This window comes from Thalassospira lucentensis (genome assembly GCF_050516545.1).
In the GTDB taxonomy this organism is placed as follows: Bacteria; Pseudomonadota; Alphaproteobacteria; order Rhodospirillales; family Thalassospiraceae; genus Thalassospira; species Thalassospira lucentensis_C.
Window position 1 is genome coordinate 1,080,761 of the sequence record NZ_CP191544.1, and the last position, 18,890, is coordinate 1,099,650.

General features: G+C 52.3%; 20 protein-coding genes. 16 read left to right on the plus strand and 4 right to left on the minus strand.

Annotated features, from left to right (window positions below):
* From ACQ0MK_RS04950 to ACQ0MK_RS04995, 10 genes are all read left to right on the plus strand, one after another.
* Nucleotides 1-540: a cytochrome b/b6 domain-containing protein gene (locus ACQ0MK_RS04950; RefSeq protein ID WP_430475077.1), complete on the plus strand. Its 540-nt coding sequence runs from the start codon at nt 1-3 to the stop codon at nt 538-540.
* A 122-nt stretch (nt 541-662) separates the two neighbouring features.
* Nucleotides 663-2,375: a phosphoethanolamine transferase gene (locus tag ACQ0MK_RS04955; RefSeq protein WP_430475078.1), complete on the plus strand. Its 1,713-nt coding sequence runs from the start codon at nt 663-665 to the stop codon at nt 2,373-2,375.
* Nucleotides 2,362-3,315 carry a diacylglycerol/lipid kinase family protein gene (locus ACQ0MK_RS04960; RefSeq protein WP_430475079.1) on the plus strand — a complete coding sequence of 318 codons (954 nt, stop codon included), beginning with the start codon at nt 2,362-2,364 and terminating at the stop codon, nt 3,313-3,315. Before ACQ0MK_RS04955 ends, ACQ0MK_RS04960 begins: the two co-directional genes overlap by 14 nt.
* Nucleotides 3,316-3,430: 115 nt before the next feature.
* On the plus strand, nt 3,431-3,793 hold the full coding sequence (locus ACQ0MK_RS04965) for an NADH:ubiquinone oxidoreductase subunit NDUFA12 (RefSeq protein ID WP_430475080.1): 363 nt from the start codon (nt 3,431-3,433) through the stop codon (nt 3,791-3,793).
* A gap of 143 nt (nt 3,794-3,936) precedes the next feature.
* A complete protein-coding gene (mlaD, locus tag ACQ0MK_RS04970) occupies nt 3,937-4,389 on the plus strand; it encodes an outer membrane lipid asymmetry maintenance protein MlaD (protein WP_430475081.1) in 453 nt (150 codons plus the stop codon).
* A 181-nt stretch (nt 4,390-4,570) separates the two neighbouring features.
* A complete protein-coding gene (locus tag ACQ0MK_RS04975; protein WP_350041285.1) occupies nt 4,571-4,813 on the plus strand; it encodes a hypothetical protein in 243 nt (80 codons plus the stop codon).
* An 8-nt stretch (nt 4,814-4,821) separates the two neighbouring features.
* Nucleotides 4,822-5,274 (plus strand): DUF2155 domain-containing protein, encoded by a 453-nt coding sequence (locus tag ACQ0MK_RS04980; RefSeq protein ID WP_430475082.1) that lies wholly within the window; start codon nt 4,822-4,824, stop codon nt 5,272-5,274.
* Nucleotides 5,275-5,587: 313 nt separating this feature from the next.
* Nucleotides 5,588-6,181, plus strand: coding sequence for a YceI family protein (locus ACQ0MK_RS04985; RefSeq protein WP_430475083.1), 594 nt, complete (start codon nt 5,588-5,590; stop codon nt 6,179-6,181).
* 83 nt (nt 6,182-6,264) lie between these two features.
* A complete protein-coding gene (locus ACQ0MK_RS04990; RefSeq protein ID WP_430475084.1) occupies nt 6,265-6,855 on the plus strand; it encodes a cytochrome b in 591 nt (196 codons plus the stop codon).
* Entirely contained in the window at nt 6,848-7,423 is a 576-nt protein-coding gene (locus tag ACQ0MK_RS04995) for a YceI family protein (RefSeq protein WP_430475085.1), read from the plus strand. The genes ACQ0MK_RS04990 and ACQ0MK_RS04995 overlap by 8 nt, the downstream gene beginning before the upstream one ends.
* 104 nt (nt 7,424-7,527) lie before the next feature.
* On the opposite strand, the gene ACQ0MK_RS05000 is transcribed toward ACQ0MK_RS04995, so the two are convergent.
* Both ACQ0MK_RS05000 and ACQ0MK_RS05005 read right to left on the minus strand, forming a co-directional pair.
* The gene (locus tag ACQ0MK_RS05000) at nt 7,528-9,228 is read right to left on the minus strand and encodes a methyl-accepting chemotaxis protein (protein WP_430475086.1); all 1,701 of its coding nucleotides are present in this window, start codon (nt 9,226-9,228) and stop codon (nt 7,528-7,530) included.
* Nucleotides 9,229-9,523: 295 nt separating this feature from the next.
* The gene (locus tag ACQ0MK_RS05005) at nt 9,524-10,222 is read right to left on the minus strand and encodes an alpha/beta hydrolase (protein ID WP_430475087.1); all 699 of its coding nucleotides are present in this window, start codon (nt 10,220-10,222) and stop codon (nt 9,524-9,526) included.
* A 541-nt stretch (nt 10,223-10,763) separates the two neighbouring features.
* Here ACQ0MK_RS05005 and ACQ0MK_RS05010 point away from each other — a divergent pair.
* On the plus strand, nt 10,764-12,101 hold the full coding sequence (locus ACQ0MK_RS05010; protein WP_430475088.1) for an MATE family efflux transporter: 1,338 nt from the start codon (nt 10,764-10,766) through the stop codon (nt 12,099-12,101).
* Nucleotides 12,102-12,180: 79 nt separating this feature from the next.
* Here ACQ0MK_RS05010 and ACQ0MK_RS05015 read toward each other — a convergent pair whose 3' ends face one another.
* Entirely contained in the window at nt 12,181-12,660 is a 480-nt protein-coding gene (locus ACQ0MK_RS05015; RefSeq protein ID WP_350041277.1) for an Lrp/AsnC family transcriptional regulator, read from the minus strand.
* Nucleotides 12,661-13,101: 441 nt separating this feature from the next.
* Here ACQ0MK_RS05015 and ACQ0MK_RS05020 point away from each other — a divergent pair, with 441 nt between their 5' ends.
* From ACQ0MK_RS05020 to ACQ0MK_RS05030, 3 genes are all read left to right on the plus strand, one after another.
* On the plus strand, nt 13,102-13,602 hold the full coding sequence (locus tag ACQ0MK_RS05020; protein ID WP_430475089.1) for a GNAT family N-acetyltransferase: 501 nt from the start codon (nt 13,102-13,104) through the stop codon (nt 13,600-13,602).
* 3 nt (nt 13,603-13,605) lie between these two features.
* Nucleotides 13,606-14,058: an Rrf2 family transcriptional regulator gene (locus ACQ0MK_RS05025; RefSeq protein WP_350041275.1), complete on the plus strand. Its 453-nt coding sequence runs from the start codon at nt 13,606-13,608 to the stop codon at nt 14,056-14,058.
* Between the two features lie 110 nt (nt 14,059-14,168).
* Nucleotides 14,169-15,379, plus strand: a protein-coding gene (locus ACQ0MK_RS05030) for an IS3 family transposase (protein ID WP_430474919.1) whose coding sequence is annotated in 2 segments (ribosomal slippage) — nt 14,169-14,508 and nt 14,508-15,379 — 1,212 coding nt in all. Because the reading frame shifts where the segments join, the coding sequence is not laid out codon by codon here.
* Nucleotides 15,380-15,444: 65 nt separating this feature from the next.
* Here the strand turns inward: ACQ0MK_RS05030 and ACQ0MK_RS05035 are convergent.
* Nucleotides 15,445-17,337 carry a DEAD/DEAH box helicase gene (locus tag ACQ0MK_RS05035; RefSeq protein ID WP_430475090.1) on the minus strand — a complete coding sequence of 631 codons (1,893 nt, stop codon included), beginning with the start codon at nt 17,335-17,337 and terminating at the stop codon, nt 15,445-15,447.
* Between the two features lie 212 nt (nt 17,338-17,549).
* On the opposite strand from ACQ0MK_RS05035, the gene ACQ0MK_RS05040 reads away from it, so the two are divergent.
* Together ACQ0MK_RS05040 and ACQ0MK_RS05045 are read left to right on the plus strand one after the other, a co-directional pair.
* On the plus strand, nt 17,550-18,110 hold the full coding sequence (locus ACQ0MK_RS05040; RefSeq protein ID WP_430476003.1) for a hydrolase: 561 nt from the start codon (nt 17,550-17,552) through the stop codon (nt 18,108-18,110).
* Nucleotides 18,107-18,877 carry an alpha/beta fold hydrolase gene (locus ACQ0MK_RS05045; protein WP_430475091.1) on the plus strand — a complete coding sequence of 257 codons (771 nt, stop codon included), beginning with the start codon at nt 18,107-18,109 and terminating at the stop codon, nt 18,875-18,877. Before ACQ0MK_RS05040 ends, ACQ0MK_RS05045 begins: the two co-directional genes overlap by 4 nt.
* Nucleotides 18,878-18,890: the final 13 nt, after the last annotated feature.

Below are 18,890 nucleotides of genomic sequence, written 5' to 3' on the forward strand. Positions count from 1 at the left end.
ATGGTCGCCACCGTCAAAGTATGGGATCCGCTGGTGCGTGTTTTTCACTGGGGCCTTGTTGCCAGTTTTCTGGTGGCGTGGATAAGCGCCAAGCAATGGAATAGCGCGCATGAGGCCGCCGGATATTGTGCAGCAGGACTGGTTGCTTTTCGTCTTTTGTGGGGGGCATTCGGGCCGCATTACGCCAGGTTTGCACAGTTTGTGCGCGGGCCGTCCGATGTTGTGGGCTATGTGCGCGACATTTGGCAGCGGCGTGAAGCACGCTATATCGGTCACAATCCGGTCGGTGCCGTCATGATCCTTGTTTTGATTGCTGTCATGGCAGCCACGGCATTTTCCGGCTGGCTTTTCACAACGGACCGTTTCTGGGGCGTGGGGTGGGTAATGGAAACCCACGAATTCTTTGCCAATGGTTTGATCATACTTGTGGTGGTCCATGTCGCCGGGGTTGTTCTTGCATCCATGCGACATGGCGAAAATCTGGTGCGGGCAATGATCAGTGGTCGCAAACGTCGCCCCAGCAGTGACGACATCACGTAACGCACTGTTTTCACTTTCCTCCTTTTTTGTCACGGCGCGCAGGGTTCTCCCAGTGTGTCTTTACGGCGTCATCTGCGCGGGCCCTTGTGACATTTCATCACACGATACGGACATAATTCCTGATGCAAAACTTTTTGAAGTCACAATTTCTGAGGCGTGGTCGCGATCTGGTTTTCGACTATCGGGTTGTGCTGTGCCTGATCACGGTTTATTTCATTTTGGTCTTCAACTGGAAAGTTCTGGGTCATTTCTACGCAATTCTTGGTGGGCTTGAAGCGTTCGATCCGGTGTTTGCCGCAAGTGCGCCGTTTGTTTTGTTTTTCGGCCTGATGGCGATTTTTCCGATTTTTTCCTTTCGACCGTTTTTCAAACCGTTTTTTGTATTTTTGATCCTGACATCAGCGGTGGTCAGTTTTGCCATGACCCATTACGGGATCGTGTTTGATCGCAGCATGATTACGAATTTCGCTGAGACAAACCCGAGCGAGGCTGCGTCGTACCTGAATGTTCGATCCGTTTTGCTGTTTGCCGTGACCGGGATGTTGCCCGTTGGGATTCTGGCATTTATGCCCGTGCGGTATGCGCCGTCATTCTTGCGTGGTCTCGGTCAGAAAATGCTGATTGTTGTTATCTCACTTTCATGTTTGGGCGGTATCGGGTTTGGCTATTTCAAGGATTATGCGTCGGTCGGGCGCAACAACAAAATCCTTGGTAAAGAAGTGGTCCCCGTCAATTACATTGCGGCGAGTATCCAATATGCAAAACATCGTTTACGTGCGACACAAATTCCGTTCCGTACCATCGGCAATGATGCCCGGATGACGCCGACGACGGGGAAGCCGACCTTGATGTTTCTTGTGGTCGGAGAAACAGCACGTGCGGCAAGTGTTGCGGCCAACGGATATGACCGCCCAACATCGGAATTCACCGGGAAAATACCCGACCTTGTCGCCTTTCAGAATGTGACCTCGTGCGGGACGGCAACGGCGGTTTCGGTGCCGTGCATGTTTTCACCGATGACCCACAGCACGTATAATGAGGGTATCGCCGATAACAGTGAAAATCTTTTAGATGTTTTAGCCAAAGCCGGTGTCGATGTTTTCTGGAATGAGAATGATGGTGGCTGCAAGGGGGTATGTGACCGCATTGCGAACCGGACGATATCGGACAAGGAATTCCCGGGTATGTGTGCGGGCGGGCTTTGTTTTGATGAAACGATGATTGACGCTGTCGGGCAGGAACTCGGCGCTGAAACCGGCGCTGAAACCGGGGATGAAAAAGGTGATGTCGGTAAAGACAGGCTCATTGTTCTGCACCTTAATGGAAGTCACGGACCGACATATTACGAACGTTATCCCGATAATTTCCGCCATTTCATGCCCGATTGTCAGCAAAGCGACATCGAGAATTGCACCCAGCAGGAACTGGTCAATACCTATGACAACACCATCCGCTATACCGATTTTGTCATTGCCCGGCTGGTCGATGCACTGAAAGAACAATCAGAGCACTACAATACTGCACTTCTCTATGTATCCGACCATGGGGAATCCCTTGGGGAAAGTGGACTTTACCTACATGGGGCGCCGTATTTCCTTGCACCGGCAGAACAAACGCATGTGCCGATGATGTTCTGGATGTCTTCGGGGCTTGCGCAGGACCAAAAGATCGATCGTGGTTGCCTTGACGGGCTTGCGCGCACAGGGGCCTTTTCACACGATAATCTGTTTTCCACGACGTTAGGATTGATGCAGGTCGAAACATCCATATACGACCGCACGTCGGATATTCTGGCGGCTTGCGTGCAGAAGGGAGATCGATATGCGCGGCGCTAAGACCCCGTCGCGCTGCGAAAATCAAAGTCCGGTCACGATCATCGTTAATCCCAAAGCAGGTGGTTTCAGTCGCAAGAGGATGGATCGCATTCTGGCCCGACTGGAGATGCCGGTTAACATCATTGAGACCGGGTTTCCCGGGCATGCCCGCGCAATTGTCCGCGATTTATCCCCGGGCATCCCGGTTTTTGTTGCAGGCGGTGATGGCACGATCAATGAAGTGGTCAATGGCCTGATGGATGCCAGGACACTTGACCGGGCCATTCCCGCGATGGGGATTATTCCGATTGGGACAGCCAATGTTCTTGCCCATGAACTTCAAATCAAAAACAGTTTGCAGGGCATTGTTGATTACATCCATGCTCAGGTGGAAGTTGATGTTTCCCCCGGCATGGCGAATGGTTCTGCCTTCATGTTGATGGCAGGTGCAGGGCCAGATGCGGTGACCGTTGCCAATGTTTCGGCGCGGTTAAAGACGGTGTTGGGAAAATGGGCGTATGTGTGGCAAGGGGTATGTACGATCATGCGACCACCAGACACCATGATTGATGTGAAAATAGGGGATGATATACACCGAACAGCCGGTGTGATCGTGACCCGTGCACGACATTATGGAGGGCCTTACGTTCTTTCACCGGATGCCGGGCTTTTGACGTCCAAGCTTGTTGTCGTCTTGTTGACGTCAAACAGGGTCGGGGATTTGTTGCGGTATGCCGTGTGTCTTGTGGTGGGCAAGCTTGCCCAGCAACCCGACGTCCATGTTGTTTCTGGGACGGAGATGACGCTTACCTGTGCGGGTGCGCAGGACCATAAGGGGGCCGGGATGCCATTGCAGATTGATGGCGACCTTGCCGGTAAACTACCCTGCAATGTGATTCTTGCGCCGCATGCGATCAGATTGATGGTGCCAGACTATTTTAAGCAACCAGTACGGCCTTGAATTATTGACTTTGCGCACACATCACGACATATAAGAGCCTTGTTGACCGCAGGCGCACCCGCGTGTGACTTGCGCCGCGTTTGGCGGACAAACCAAATCTGGAGAGAGACCCAACATGGCCACCGTCGGCACCCGTATTTATACTGCGCTGTTTGGCAAGCGCGTTGGCGAAGACCGTTTCGGCAATATCTATTACACCGAAAAGACTCCGGCCAACGGCCGCCGCACCAAACGTTGGGTCGTTTACAAAGGTATTGCGGAAGGGTCCAAAGTTCCGGCTGAATGGCATGCATGGCTGCATCACACCGTTGATGCGCCGCTGTCAGACAAGGCGGAAGACCGGTATGACTGGCAGAAAGAACATCTGCCGAACCTGACCGGGACCAAACATGCCTATCGCCCGGCCGGCCATGAATATAGTGGTGGCAAGCGCGCGAAAGCGACGGGTGACTATCAGGCATGGTCGCCGGAAGGCTGATTGGCCAAGCAAGATCAAAATATAGAGCGGGCGCGGGGCAACTCGCGCCTGTTTTTGTCTTAAGCGGTTTCGTTTGTACGGTTGTGTTTTAGTGCTGTGCAATCCAATATGTAGAACAAAGAAATACAAGACGGATAAGGTCCATGAGCAACAGACTGATTGAAACCCTTGCTGGTGCTGCTGTAATCGCAGTTGCGGTTGTATTTGCGGGCTATTCCTATTCCCGTGCGGGCCTTGATACCGTCGAGGGATATGAACTTAAAGCCAGCTTTAACCGCATTGACGGTCTGGTTGTTGGCAATGATGTGCGCATTTCAGGTGTGAAAGTCGGAAGTGTCACCGCACAGGATCTTGATCCGAAAACCTATATGGCTGTTGTTAAAATGTCGGTGCGTTCTGATCTGACCTTGCCGCTGGATAGTTCGGCGAAAATTGCGTCTGACGGGTTGTTGGGTGGCAAGTTTGTCGCCCTCGAACCGGGTGGCGATATTGATATGATCGAAGAGGGTGGCGAAATTGAATACACTCAAGGATCGGTCAATCTTGAAGATCTGATCGGTCAGGTTATTTATTCGTCCACCAGCAGCAACGAGTGATCAAACGTCCCGGTATCGGCCATCAGGAATTGTTGGCCCACCGGGAAAAGACCAGACGGCCATGATTTTGCCGGTTTTGCGCGCGAATGTGCGAAATATGGTTTGGGGTATGTGGTTTGGCCTATGACGTGATGCGGATTGGAAATGATATCCCTTCGTATCAGCACTGTCGGAGCGGTTGATGAAGAAGACCGAAAACATGCAGCATTTTCCAACATGGCAGGCAACCGATGGTTCGCCGTTATCTTGTGTGGAAAAGATCAAAGTCCTGAATGACAATTTCGGCGAATTGCGCGAAATGATGCAGGATGCGCTTGAAGACGCGCTTTTGATGGGCTGCGATGAAGAGCAATTTCGCACTGTAATGCGCGAAGTGGTCGCTGAACTGCACAATCCCTATGATAAAAGCGACAAACAGGACTGAAGAGCCAGATGAAACGATCCTTTGCGATTGCCGCGATTTGTTCGACATGTGCAATGATCGGAACGGGTTATGCCGCACTTGATTATCGTCCGGCCCAGGTTGCCCAGCTACAAGGGCTTGATAAAATCACCGCGCGGATTTCGACCTTTGACGTGCCGGTTGGTCAAACGACCAAATTCGGCACATTGTCGATCCGGGTCGATGCCTGTTACCGCACACCGCCAGAAGAATTGCCCGAAAGTGCGACCTTCCTTGATATCGCCGATGTGCCCGATGATGGCCGTGCGGCGCGGGATCAGATTTTTTCCGGCTGGATGTTTGCATCAAGCCCCGGATTGTCTGCTCTTGAACACCCGGTTTATGACGTTTGGTTGAAAGAATGTCTGAACCCGCAAGACGCAGCCGAAACTGATGCCGCACCACAGGCAGGGCAGGGGCAACCCGCACCAGAGCAGCCTTAGAAACAATCGCGCAAAAACGCGGCTTGCGACAGAGTGATTAGGTCTTGACCCTAAAAGCTGACACCCACGGGGCGGTCAGCTTTTTTCTTAGCATTTTCTAAGCATTCCTGCCGAAACTCGATATGTTCCCAATATATCTAACTGTCCTTATATTGTCGTAAATATGGCAAATCGACATTATATTGTTTCCAAATAAGAATATGTGTGTTGCCCCAGCACCGGCTTGAGAGCCGCCGCGCAGACTGTCATTCTCATCCCACATATTTTGCGATGCAGCATTGCAGGTCGCGACATGAACATGAGGGAAAAGATAATGTTGAACGTACTTAAAAAAGCCGGTGTTGTTCTGGCAATTACCGCGGGCCTTACGGGTGCGGCTGTTTCCGCACAGGCGGCAGAAACCTATAAACTTGATCCGTCACATACCAGCGTCATCTTCATTGTGAACCATCTTGGTTTTTCAAATTATCAGGGACGTTTTGGTGGCGCATCGGGCGAAGTAACGATTGATCGCGAAGATCTGGCCGCATCATCAGCCGAAATCACCATCGATCTGACCCAGGTTGATAGCGGTTTTGAGGGGCTTGATAACCACATGAAAACAGCTGATTTCTTTGATGTTGAAAATCACGGAACGGCAACCTTCAAAAGCACCTCTGTCGAGCTTACCGGTGACAACACCGCCAAAATCACGGGTGATCTGACCCTTCTTGGTCAGTCCAAACCACTGGTTCTTGACGTGACCCTGACCGGTGAAGGCGACCATCCGATGACCGGTGATCATATTCTTGGTTTTGCTGCCAATGGTATTGTGACCCGTTCGGAATATGGCATGACCTATCTGGTTCCGGCCGTTGGCGACGACGTCACCTTGCAGATTTCTTCTGAGTTCCTGCTTCAGAAATAAGTTCGATATGCAGATGAATGGCGGGACTGGCTTGGATAAAGTCACCCGCCATTTTGTCTTTGTCGGTCTAAAGGACGGTTTCGATGGTGATTAAAAGTCACGAAAAGGGTTTTGGCGTTGTGACCAAAAGCCTGCATTGGGTGATGGCGGCATTGGTCATTACAGTGTTTTCCATTGGCTGGTATATGGATTTACTGCCGCTGGGTCTGGCCAAGCTTGAATGGATGTCACGCCATAAATCATTGGGTGTAACGGTCCTTAGCCTTGCTGTATTGCGCATTGTCTGGCGGTTGTGCGAGCCAACCCCAAAAGCCCTTGGTAATCACAAACTCGAACGTCTGGCAGCGAAGCTTGGCCATCTTGGGTTATATGGCGTGATGATCGCGATGCCGCTTTCCGGCTGGATCATGTCATCGGCGGCAAATTTCCCGGTCAGTGTCTTTGGCCTGTTCACCCTGCCAAACCTTGTTGCCCCCAATAAAGAGCTGTTTGAAACTTTGCGAACCGTGCATTGGGGATTGTCGTGGGCGATTGTCGGCCTTGTTGGCACCCACATTGCCGCAGCCCTGAAACATCATTTCATCGACCGCGACGCGACATTGCGCCGCATGTTGCCACACGGTGCTGCCACTAAAGGAAGCGCCAACCTGTCAGAGGACCAACGCAATGTCTAACAACTTGAAAAACATTCTGGCAGCAGGTGTGATGGCCAGCGCCCTTGGCTTTGCCGGTTCCGCGCAGGCTGCTGATGAATGGGGTGTCGATGCCACTGATAGCGAGATCGAATTTAAGGGAACCCAGCTTGGTGCCGAGTTCGAAGGTGAATTTAAGGCCTTCACTGCGACCGTCGTGTTTTCTCCAGATGATCTTGCCGGATCATCGGTCAGTGTATTGATCGATATTGCGTCGGTCGATACGCAGAATGGTGATCGCGATAGTCAAATCGTTTCGCCCGACTGGTTTGATGCCGGGCAATGGCCAACGGCGCAGTTCGTGACAAAGTCGTTTAGCGAAATTTCGCCGGGCAAGTATCAGGCGGTAGCCGACCTTACGATCCGTGATGTGACGCGCGAAGTCACGTTGCCATTTGATCTTGAAATCACCGGCGATAAGGCCGAGGCCAAAGGCGAAGTTACCATCAAGCGGACCGATTTTGGCGTTGGCCAAGGCCAATGGAGCGATACCGCGCAAGTCGGCGATGATGTCACGATTGAAATTGATATCGAAGCGGATCGTAAATAACCAAGCCCGAATAGCGAGATAACTCAAAGCAAAAGCCGCCCCGTGATATATGGGGCGGCTTTTTTTGTTGGTGTTTGCTGTGGTCCGATTTTTAGAACAGGTTTTTAGGCCGTGGCACTTTTACGAAGGTCGGCAAGGAAGCTTTCAACGGCTTCGTCAAGCGAGCGGGCTTCGTCGACCAACTTCTCAGCCGAATGGGCCAGCTGAGTGGTGCCAGATGTTACGCGACCCGCATTTTCATTCACCGTTGCGATCCGCTGGGAAACTTCGCTGGTGCCGCTTGCTGCTTGCGAGACACTGCGCGAGATTTCGCCAATGGCGGCATGCTGTTCTTCGACAGCGGCGGCAATTGCGGTTGAGCTATCAGCGACTTGTGCGATGGTTTCGGAAATCAGTCGGATGGCTTCGACCGCTTCACCGGTTTCATTTTGCACCGAGAGGATTTGCTGATTGATTTCTTCGGTTGCTTTGGCGGTCTGGTTGGCAAGGTTTTTAACCTCGGATGCGACCACGGCAAAGCCTTTGCCCGCATCACCGGCACGGGCGGCTTCGATCGTGGCGTTCAGTGCCAGCAGGTTGGTCTGTTCAGCAATATCACCGATCAGTTTGGCAACATCACCAATTTTCTGGGCAGCTTCGGCAAGGCCGGTCACCGTTTCATTGGTGCGTGCCGCTTCTTGATTGGCCCGGTTTGCAATATCGGCAGACTGCGAGATTTGATGAGCGATCTCGTCAGAAGACGCGGTGAGTTCTTCGGTTGCGGCCGAAACTGTTTGAACATTGGCCGATGTCTGGGTGGTGGCCGAAGCAACGGCAGCAGAAAGGCTGCTATTTGTGTTGCTGGCTTCTTCCATATTGGCAGTGGCCTGTTTCATCTCGGAGATCGAGGCAGAGATCGCCTTGATCAGACCTTTGACACGTTGTTCAAGGCTGTTGGCCATGTCCAGCACGCTCGAACGGCGCTTTTCATCGGCATCTGCTTCAAGCTGTTTTTGACGCGATTGCAGGTCATGGTTTTGTTGCGCCTGTTTGCGGAAGGCGACAACCGTTTTTGCCATGTCACCGACTTCATCGCGGCGGTCCTGACCTTCGATCTCGCCATCAAGGTTTCCGTCAGCAATATGGGTCATGCGGGCAGATAGTTTGCGCAGGCCCGATGTAATATCGCGTCCGATCAGCATGCCGATACAGGCAATGAGAAGGATGATGCCAGCACTGATGGCGATCAGTTTTGTCGCGCTTTGATAGAAGATTTCGTCAACATCGTCGATATAGATACCGGTTCCAATGACATGCCCCCACGGCAGCGTTTGAGAGAAGGACAGTTTTTCAAATGTAAGGTCCTTGTCCTCGCCCGGTTTTGGCCAGAAATAGGATGAGAAACCGCCGCCGGGTTTGAGGCCGACTTCAACCAGATTGCGGATGAAAAACGTCCCGGTCGGATCTTTGGTGTCGCCCATGGGTTTGTTGGTCAGTGCGGCGTTTGCGCCATGCATGACCATGACGCTGTCTTTATCAAGAGCAAAGAAATACCCCGTGCCATCATCATAGCGCCCCGCTGCTACTTCGGCGTAGAAGGCGGCGATTGCAGCGTCCTGATCCATTTCCTTTGCCGTGACCTTGGCTTGGTAATCGTCGGCCAAGGAGACCGTAAATTCTGTAAGAGACTGAATTTTTTCTTTGCGGTCTTCAAGCAGGATGGTGCGCAGGCTTAAAAGTTCAAACGCGGTAATACCGATCAGGCCGATTAATGCAAAAACCGAAAGAATAGTGATCTTATGACCGATTTTTATTTGTTGTAGCATCGACGTTTCTCCGAAGAACTCAGCCTTGGGGCTGGAAATGTCGCCCGTTTCAGACGACATTCGATAAAAACACCCTTAAGTATATGATTCTATACGTAGGAAGGGGTGTAACCCAATTGGCGATCTGGACTGTAAGTTTCAATAAGATGTCGAAAATAAACACGTGCCATAACCCAAAAAACGCCTGACATCAGAATGTGATGCAGGCGTTTTTTGGGTTTAGATCGAACGGTTTAAGAGCGTTGGCATTCCGCAAATTGCATCAGCGCAAAATCGCGTGCGATGGGCCGCGCAATTAACCCAGTCGGGTTTTAAGGAATTTGACGGCAATCATGATGCCGTCTTCGTCAATGCCGTGCTGCAAATTGGGGCGTTCATGCAAGGCAACGTCAATGTCGTTGGCACGCAAGGTTTCCGTTGCAAGGCGCGATGCTTCAATCGGGACAACCGGATCCGCGGTGCCATGGATCAGAACCATCGGCGGGCGTGATTTTAGCTCAGCAGCAAAGGCGGCTTCGCCCAGAAGGGCACCGGAAAAACCGACGACGCCCGCAATCTGTTTTTCACGGCGCGGGGCGGCTTGCAGCGACATCATGGTGCCTTGTGAAAACCCGATCAGGGCAATCTTGTCTTCGGTGATGCCATGGGTTTCCATCACATGATCGATGAAATCATGGATGTAGGATGCATTTTTATTGGCCCCTTCAGCCATTGCAGCAAGGGCACCGGACATGGTTTCAGGTGCGCGGCGCAAAAATTCAGGATCATATTCGGCAAGGCTGAACCATTGGCGACCAAACGGCGACATTTCGCACGGGAAGGGCGCGTTTGGCGAATAGAATGTTGTGTAGGGCAGGGCGCGTGCGAAATGCGGTGCCAGGCCAATCAAATCATTCCCGTCGGCGCCGTAGCCGTGCAGCAAAATTACCACGCTTTTGGTGGTGCCCGATGTGGTGGGCAATGTCGGTCCGGACAGTAATGTGTTGGTGCTCATTATGACTTTCCTGATTATTCCTTTGTCCCTGCTTAGCAATGCAATGGGTAGACCACCAGCAATTTTTGCACTGCACCGCATCGGAGTGATTTGAGAGAAGCATTGTTCGGGCGTGTTTGAATGCTCAGCCTGTGGATAAAATTGTGGATGGATCGCGAGGTATAATAAGAATTACGAAATATTTCCGGGTGTTTTTCTACTTTGTGATGAGTTGGCTATGCCTTGGTATAGGGATTTCGAATTCTCCCTATTACGCGGTGTTAAATCTGTGAAAATGAAAATAGTCATTAAAAACAAAATGTTACAATGATGTTTCGAGGGGGCGTGCCATCTGGTATTTCAAAATGACTTTTTGATCGTCGAAAAATGGAAGCCGAATTCCGCGAAAAGGTAGGGGCAGGACATCGGGAAATTCAACGATGTGGATTTTTTGAATACCGGAAGGCAAAAAACCCGTCTTTTGCCTTGCCTTAATCTATGTAACAAGAAATCTTCCGGTTCACCGGAATGCCCCACAGCATCGATTTGATGAGAGACCGAGATGAACCGCATGCGCCGCTGGTTCGGCAAAGGGGATCGACGTGTTCTTGCGTTGACCCTGCCGATTATTCTTTCCAATGCAACGGTTCCCCTGCTGGGTGCCGTTGATACGGCTGTTGTCGGTCATCTTGACAGCCCGCATTACCTTGGCGCGGTTGCGATTGGTGCTTTGATCTTTTCCTATGTGTTCTGGAGTTTCGGCTTTTTACGCATGGCAACGACGGGTCTGGCGGCACAGGCCTATGGCCGCCGTGATCCCAACGGGGTGCGCGCAGTTTTCGCCCGTGCCGCGCTGATTGCAATTGTTGCCGGGTTTGCCGTGATGGTTTTGCAATGGCCGATCATTGAATTGGCCATGTCGCTGATTGCGCCGACCCCGGCAGTCGAAGCCGCGGCACGGGACTATTTCCATGTGCGCATTTGGGCATCGCCTGCGACCTTGATGCAATATTGCATGCTGGGCTGGTTGCTTGCCATGCGTGACAGCAAAGCGGTGTTTATCTTTCAGGTGGTTTTAAACTCGCTCAACATCATCCTTGATATCTTGTTTGTCCAAGGATTTGGCTGGGATGTGCGCGGGGTGGCGGGGGCAACCGTTATTGCCGATTATTCCGGTGTGGTGTTGGGATGGTTCCTGATGCAGAAGCATCTCAAGCGTCTTGGCGGCAGTTGGCGCGGGATTGGCATTCTGGATCGGGTGCAGCTTGCCAAACTGATGAAGATCAATGGCGATATCTTTATCCGCACCATGGCGCTGACATCGGCCTTTGCGCTGTTTACCAGTTTTTCCGCCCGGTTTGGCGAAGTCACCTTGGCGGCCAATGCAGTTTTGCAGAACTTTTTGATGTTCGGGTCCTTTGCGCTGGATGGATTTGCCCATGCGGCCGAAACCCTTGTCGGGCAGGCTTATGGTGCGGAGCGGCGCAAGCAGTTCTTGTGGGCGGTCCGCAAAACAACGATCTGGGGCATTGTGTCGGCCTTGGCGATGGCGGTTGTGTTTGCGCTTGCTGGCCCATGGGTGATTGATGCCCTGACCAGCATCGAAGACGTCCGTGCGGCATCGTATGAATATTTGCTGTGGGCGGTCATTCTGCCCATCACGGGTGTGCTTGGTTTTCAGTTTGATGGCGTGTTTTTAGGCGCCATGCAGACCAAGCAATGGCGCAACATGATGTTGCTATCAGTCGCGATTTACGGGGTGTTTGCGTGGGTCGCGGTCAGCATGGGCAGCAATCACATGCTGTGGGCAGCGTTTAACGGATTCTTCTTGCTGCGCGGGGTGACCTTGGCCGCGCTGTTCCCGACGATCATTCCGGACCGTCGTCAGAAAGTTGTCTGAGACGGCATATCAGATCACGTTTGCCGACCCGTATTGGGCGGCATTCAGATGATATGGCAATGGGCGTTGGTGCGGGGAGTTAGTCGGTTTCAGCGACGGGAAGTGTCGTGCTGTTTTTGACTTCATGCAGGGTGAAGCTTGATTTCATGTTGGCGACACCGGGTAGCTTCATCATGACTTCGGACAGGAAGCGCTGATAAGACGCCGGATCGGGCACGACGATGCGCATCATATAATCCTGATTGCCGACCATGGCATAGCAATCAACGATTTCCGGATGTTCCTGCACGGCGGTTTCAAATCGGCGGAGTGAGGGTTCATCGTGCTGGGTCAGGGATACCGTGACAAAGACATTCACACCAAGATGAAGGTGTGACGGGTTGAGAAGGGCGACATATTTGCGGATGACGCCGCTTTCTTCAAGCTTGCGCAGACGCCGTAGGCAGGGGGAAACGGACAGGCCAACCTTGTCAGCCAATTCGACCATGGAGATTCGCCCATCTTCCTGAATTTCACGAAGAATTTTGCGATCAATTGCGTCGAAACCGTTGCGCGCCATGGCGTGCCACACTCCTTTGGACGATAAAATACTGGCCGAAAATCAAGCCCGCTTACATCAGATAATTGTTGGCATCTTTTGCCAAAATTACAATTATCTGTAAGTGTTTTCTGCTGCGCGATAAGCCATGACTTGGCGTTTCTGTCAATCTTTGCGTCGTTCAAGACCACATTTTTTACATTGTCTATGTGTTGTTGAGCGGGCGCTGCGCTTACGGCAAATATCTGTATTGCACTTGCCAGAGCAGATGAATGCCAGTATGTCGTTCAATTCCTTGGAATGCTTGGCTTTGTGAGCAGTCGCAGCGGAACTTATCATTGCCGTGTCCTACCTTCGCAGTATAGTATAATCGTACCAATTTACTTATTTTGATTGTGGTTATTCTCCTGTCGGGAGTTGGGAGAGGTTGGCCAAAGCCAGCCACGTTATGGAAAGGCACATATGGTGGACGCTGCGCAAAATACGCCGGGATATAACCTGGTCACGATTGGCGAGCATAAAATCAATATCCGTCCGGCAGTTGTTGCGGACTTGCAAAATGTCGTTGGTCTTGATGACCGGACAACGGGTTTGCGAAAACCGGAATATTGGGACGATCTGTTCACCCGATATGGCAACCGCAAAGATTCCCGTTTCTTCCTGATTGCAGAAGAAGACGGCAAGTTGCTTGGCTGTATTTTCGGCGAAGTGCGTTCCTGGGAGTTCAATTCGGTTCCCTGTGGCTGGGTCGGGACGGTAAGTGTTGAGCCGAACCTGCGTATGGGCGGTATTGGCACGATTTTGTATAACGAGCTTTGCCGCTGCTTCCGCAAGGCGGGTGTGACGAAAATCCGTACCATGATCCCGCGTGATGCCACCGACCTTATGTCGTTCTTCCGGTCTCAAGGCATGATGGCAGGCCCGTTCATTCAGCTTGAAACCGATATGGAAGAGGGGGCTTAAGCTATGATGTCTTTGCAAAAGGCAACCTTGTTTGCCCTTTATGCCGTCCTGGAACTGGCCGAAGACACTGACCGTCAGCTTTCAGCATCGGAAATTGCCGAACGCTACAGCATATCGACAAACCATCTGGCAAAGGTTCTGCGCGATCTTGGCCGGGCGGGACTGGTTGAATCGGTGCGCGGTGCCGGTGGGGGCTATCGTTTCTGTGGCAATGCCAAGCGCACCACATTGTTGGATGTGGTGCAACTGTTTGAAGAAGTCGGCACCGGCCCGTCAAACAGCATTGTGCAAAATACCAATGCCGGTTCGGCCTTGGCATTGGTGATGGACGAGATCGAAGAGATCACCCATGCCACGTTGCTGTCGATTACGATTGAAACCATGCTTAAACTGATGCGCAAGCGTCGCCCGGAAAAGCAAAAACCAACTTCGACCGGATTGTTCCGCGCAGTATAACGCAGCACAACAATCTGTTTTAACAGCAAAAAGGCCGTCAGAAAAATCTGACGGCCTTTTTGATTTGGTTGTCTCGTCCTGAAATACGTTGTCACCTATAGGAGATGACAATGTCGATGTCAGGCATAGAGCGCCGTAAGCGCACACAACGTGATTACAATATGGGCTTTAAGCTGGCTGTTGTAGATCAGGTCGAAAAGGGCGAAATGACCTACAAGCAGGCACAGATGCGGTATGGCATACAGGGCCGTAGTACTGTCCTGAAGTGGTTGCGCAAACATGGTAAGCTTGACTGGTCGACAACGAGGCACAAAGCCATGTCCCCATTGAAAGAAACGCCTGAACAGAAGATCAAGCGCCTTGAAAGGGAGCTTGAAGACGAACGGATCCGCGTCATGGTGATGGATGGCATGATCACCATCATGGATGAGGAATATGGAGCGGGTCTGCGAAAAAAGTACTTATCCGAACTGCGAGAACATTACAGGCGCAAGGGCAAGTCAGTCTGAGCCGGACCTGTCGATGTTTTGGTCTTTCAAGGCAGTCGGTTTACCAGTTGTTGCAACGCCGTTGCCGACGACAGGAACAGCTCGCACCACTTTATGATTGCGTCATGCGCTTGCGCCAGCATATGCCCCGGATTGGCGCACGTAAACTCTATCATTTGCTGCAGGATGACTTGCGTCGTCTTGGCATCAAGATGGGGCGTGACCGTTTGTTTGACTGGCTCAGAGAGCATCGTCTTCTGGTACAGCCACGAAAGAATTACACCAAAACCACCCACAGCAAACACTGGATGAGAAAGCATCCGAACCTGTTGGCAGGGCACAAGCCAAGCCGCCCTGAGCAAGTGTTTGTCAGCGACATCACCTATATCGAGAGTGATGAAGGTGTGCATTATCTGTCACTGGTGACAGACGCCTTCTCGCGCAAGATCATGGGGCATGTGCTGAGCCACAGCATGGCCGCTTCTGAGGTTGTCGGAGCCTTGAAGCAAGCAATCAAAAACCGGATCACCAAAGAGCCGCTGATCCACCATTCTGATCGGGGGCTCCAATATTGTTCAGGCTGTTATCAGGAGGTGTTGAGAAAACATCAAATTACACCGTCAATGACCGATGGCTATGATTGTTATCAGAATGCCTTGGCCGAGCGCATGAACGGTATTCTCAAACAGGAGTTCCTCTTACACCGGTGCAAAACTTTCGAGGATCTCCGTAAACTGGTCAAAGAGGCCGTTGATACTTACAATACCATCCGACCGCACATCTCTCTGGAAATGCAAACTCCAGAAAATGTGCATCAAAAAGCCAGCGGATGATCATCCGCTGGCTCAAGTAAAACCGTCAACGTATTTTAGGACAGCACAGGTTTGAAACAGGCAGCTTAGCTTTCGCTAGAGGCTGAAGCTGTTTCCGATGCGTCGCTGGTATCCGCAGCAGCAGCCTTGGGGGCTGCTTTCTTGCGTGGGCGGCGTGGCGCACGTTGTTTCTTTTCTTCGCTCTTGGCCGGTGCCGGTGCTGCGTCAACCGATTCTGGTGCAGCAGGTGCAGCAGTGTCCTCAGTCAGACTTGCGTTTTCGACCGGTGCCGTATCAGCGGCCTTTTTGGCCGGACGGCGCGGTGTTTTTGCGCGGGTAGAGCGTGGTGACTTTGCCGCCGGTTTACGTGTCGGCGCCTTTACAGGTTCCTCGACGTCATCAGATGGCTTGCGGCCAAGGCTTGATGCCGGAACCGGGGTCAGCAAAAACGCCGGAACATGATCGCCAAATCCGATACCCGGTTTGTCATCGCGGTCATCGCGATCACGGCGGTTATTATTATTACGGTTTGAACGGTCATTGCGATCATTACGCTCATACCGATCGTTGCGGTCATTGTTGTTGCGTGTTTCGCGCGCTGCCGGGGCTGCGGCCTTTTGTGGTTCAGCCCGTGCCGGTGCCTGTGCCGGAGCAGCGGGTGCAGGTGCGCTTGGTGCAGCAGGCGCGGCCTTGGCCGGTTCCTGCGGTGCAGAAGAAGGTTGCGTTGACGCAGATGCATCGCGGTCACGCTGTGGCCGTGCCGGGCGGGCAGAACGTTCTGGTTTGTCATCACGTCCGGCAGGCTTGCGGCTTTTCTTGTTGCGGCGTTTTTTGCCGGTAAAGTCGAGCTCAAGCGTTTCAATGCCGTCAAGTTCGGTCAGCGGAATATCCATATTGATGGATTTATTGATCGCTGCGACCAGTTTGCCGTCTTCGGGCACGGCAAGGCTGTAGGCCTTACCTGCACGACCTGCGCGGCCGGTACGACCGGTACGGTGAACGTAGTCTTCGGCATTGAACGGGACGTCGAAGTTAAACACGTGCGATACGTCGGCAACGTCAATACCGCGTGCGGCAACGTCCGAGCAAATCAGCAGCGTGATTTCGCCGGATTTGAATTTGGCCAGCGTTTCGGTACGTTCGCTTTGTGCCAGATCGCCATGCATGCGACCGGCATTAAAGCCGTGCTTGGTCAGCGATTTGAACAGAATGTCGACGTCTTTTTTACGGTTGCAGAACACAAAGGCGTTCTTGACGTCTTCGGCACGGATCAGGCGGCGAAGGGCTTCGCGCTTGTCCATGTCGTCAATGACAAGAAGTTTGTGTTCGACCGTGGTCGCCATGGTCGAAGGCGGCGATACGGTGATTTCTTTTGGATTGGACAGGAATTTGTCCGCAAGGCGTTTGATTTCTTTGGGCATGGTCGCCGAGAAGAAAAGCGTCTGGCGTTGCTTGGGCAGCATGCTGACGATTTTTTCAATATCGGGAATGAAGCCCATATCAAGCATGCGGTCGGCTTCGTCAATCACAAGCAATTTGCAATCAGAGAGCAGAAGCTTGCCCCGTTCAAACGTATCAATCAGGCGTCCTGGCGTCGCGATGATCACATCAGCGCCTTTTTCCAGAATTTTGCCCTGCTCGGAAGCGGACTCGCCACCGATAATCAATGCTTTGGACAGTGACAAATATTTGCCATAGGTGTCGAAGTTTGCCGCCACTTGGGTCGCAAGTTCGCGGGTCGGTTCCAGAATGATGGACCGTGGCATCCGCATGCGCGCCCGGCCGTGATGCAAGATATCAAGCATCGGCAGGGTGAAGCTGGCTGTCTTGCCCGTCCCTGTTTGTGCACAGCCCAGAATGTCGCGTGCCATAAGCACCGACGGAATTGCTTGTGCCTGAATGGGGGTCGGGGTGTCGTAGCCGGCGTCTGCAACGGCTTTGAGGATATCTTCGCTCAGACCGAGATCGGCGAAATTCATATGGTTCGTTTTCCCGCAATGATATGCGTTGAAGTTAATCGAGTGCTATAAAAGCTGTTTGGGTCGTAAAGCGAAGACTTAATTAAGTCAAGAAAAACGCCGTAAAAAACGTGTTGAAAACCGATTTCGCACCCGCCGAGAGGCTTGTTCGCAACAGTTTGGCAGCGTAACCTGCAAAAATACATAAAGATTAGGGGAGAAAAGCCGTGCTGATGGATGCCGCGCGTTCAAGTTTGCTTATCATCGATGTTCAGGAAAAACTCTATCCTGCCTGTCAGGAACCCGAACAAACAATTGCCAATTGCCGTTTTTTGGTGACATGTGCCAATCGGCTTGGCGTTCCGGTGATTGTCACCGAACAGTATCCTAGGGGACTTGGCCATACGGCAAAGCCCATTCTTGATCTGCTTGAAAAACCAAGCGATGCGGCAGATGGCGGCAATGTCGTGAGCAAAATCGCATTTTCCGCCATTCCGGCTGATGGTTTCATTGAAAAGATGGAAGAAAATGCCGGTCGTGATCAGGTCGTTGTTGTCGGTATGGAAACCCATGTCTGTGTTTTGCAAACGGTGATGGAACTGATCGAGCGTGGCCGGGAGGTTTACGTTGTGGCAGATGCGGTAACGTCGCGCAGTATGCATGATAAGATTTTCGGATTGGAGCGGATGCGCGATGCCGGGGCCAAGATCGTCACACGCGAAAGTGTCATGTTTGAATGGCTGCGCGTTGCCGGGACTCCGGAATTTAAGGAACTGAGCGCGCTGATCAAATGACGCCAATGACAGATCAGGTGTCTGGTCACGTTGATGGGCCGGTTTCAGCCGATGGTGTGCCGGTTGTGTTTTTATCAGGCATGCTGGCCGATCGACAGATGTGGCAGCCCGCCCTTACGGCATATGACGAGCTCGACGGTTCCCATAACGCTGTATCGCCGGTTTTTTGTGAGTTGTTTGACCAAGACACGATTGCTGATATGGCGCAGGCGGTTTTGGCGGCTGCGCCAAAGCGGTTTGCGCTGGTTGGCATGTCGATGGGTGGCTATGTCGCGTTTGAAATTCTGCGACGGGCCCCGGGGCGAGTCAGTCATTTGATGCTGGTCAACACCCGCGCAACCGAAGATGCCCCGGCAATTCGGCGGCGGCGGATGTTATTGGCGCATCTGGTGGCGGAAAATACCCCGTTTAAGGGGGTAAATGACGCGATGCTGGATGACTTGATCCATTCCGATAACCGGAATGATGACGATCTGATCCGGCTTTTGACCGAGATGGCCGATGCATGCGGGCCGGATGTGTTTAAACGTCAAAGCAAAGCTGTGGCCGAAAGACCCGACAGCATGCCGGTCTTGGTCGATATCACCGTGCCATGCTGTGTCATGGTGGGCGAAGCGGACCGCGTCATCAGCCCGGAAAGCCACCGTGATATGGCCAATGCCATCAATGGGGCATCGTTTATCACGGTGCCCGGTGCAGGACATTATGTGCCGCTTGAAACCCCAAAGGTATTTGCGCGCAGTCTGAGCGATCTTTTGGCGCGTTAAGCCCGAGTGTCGC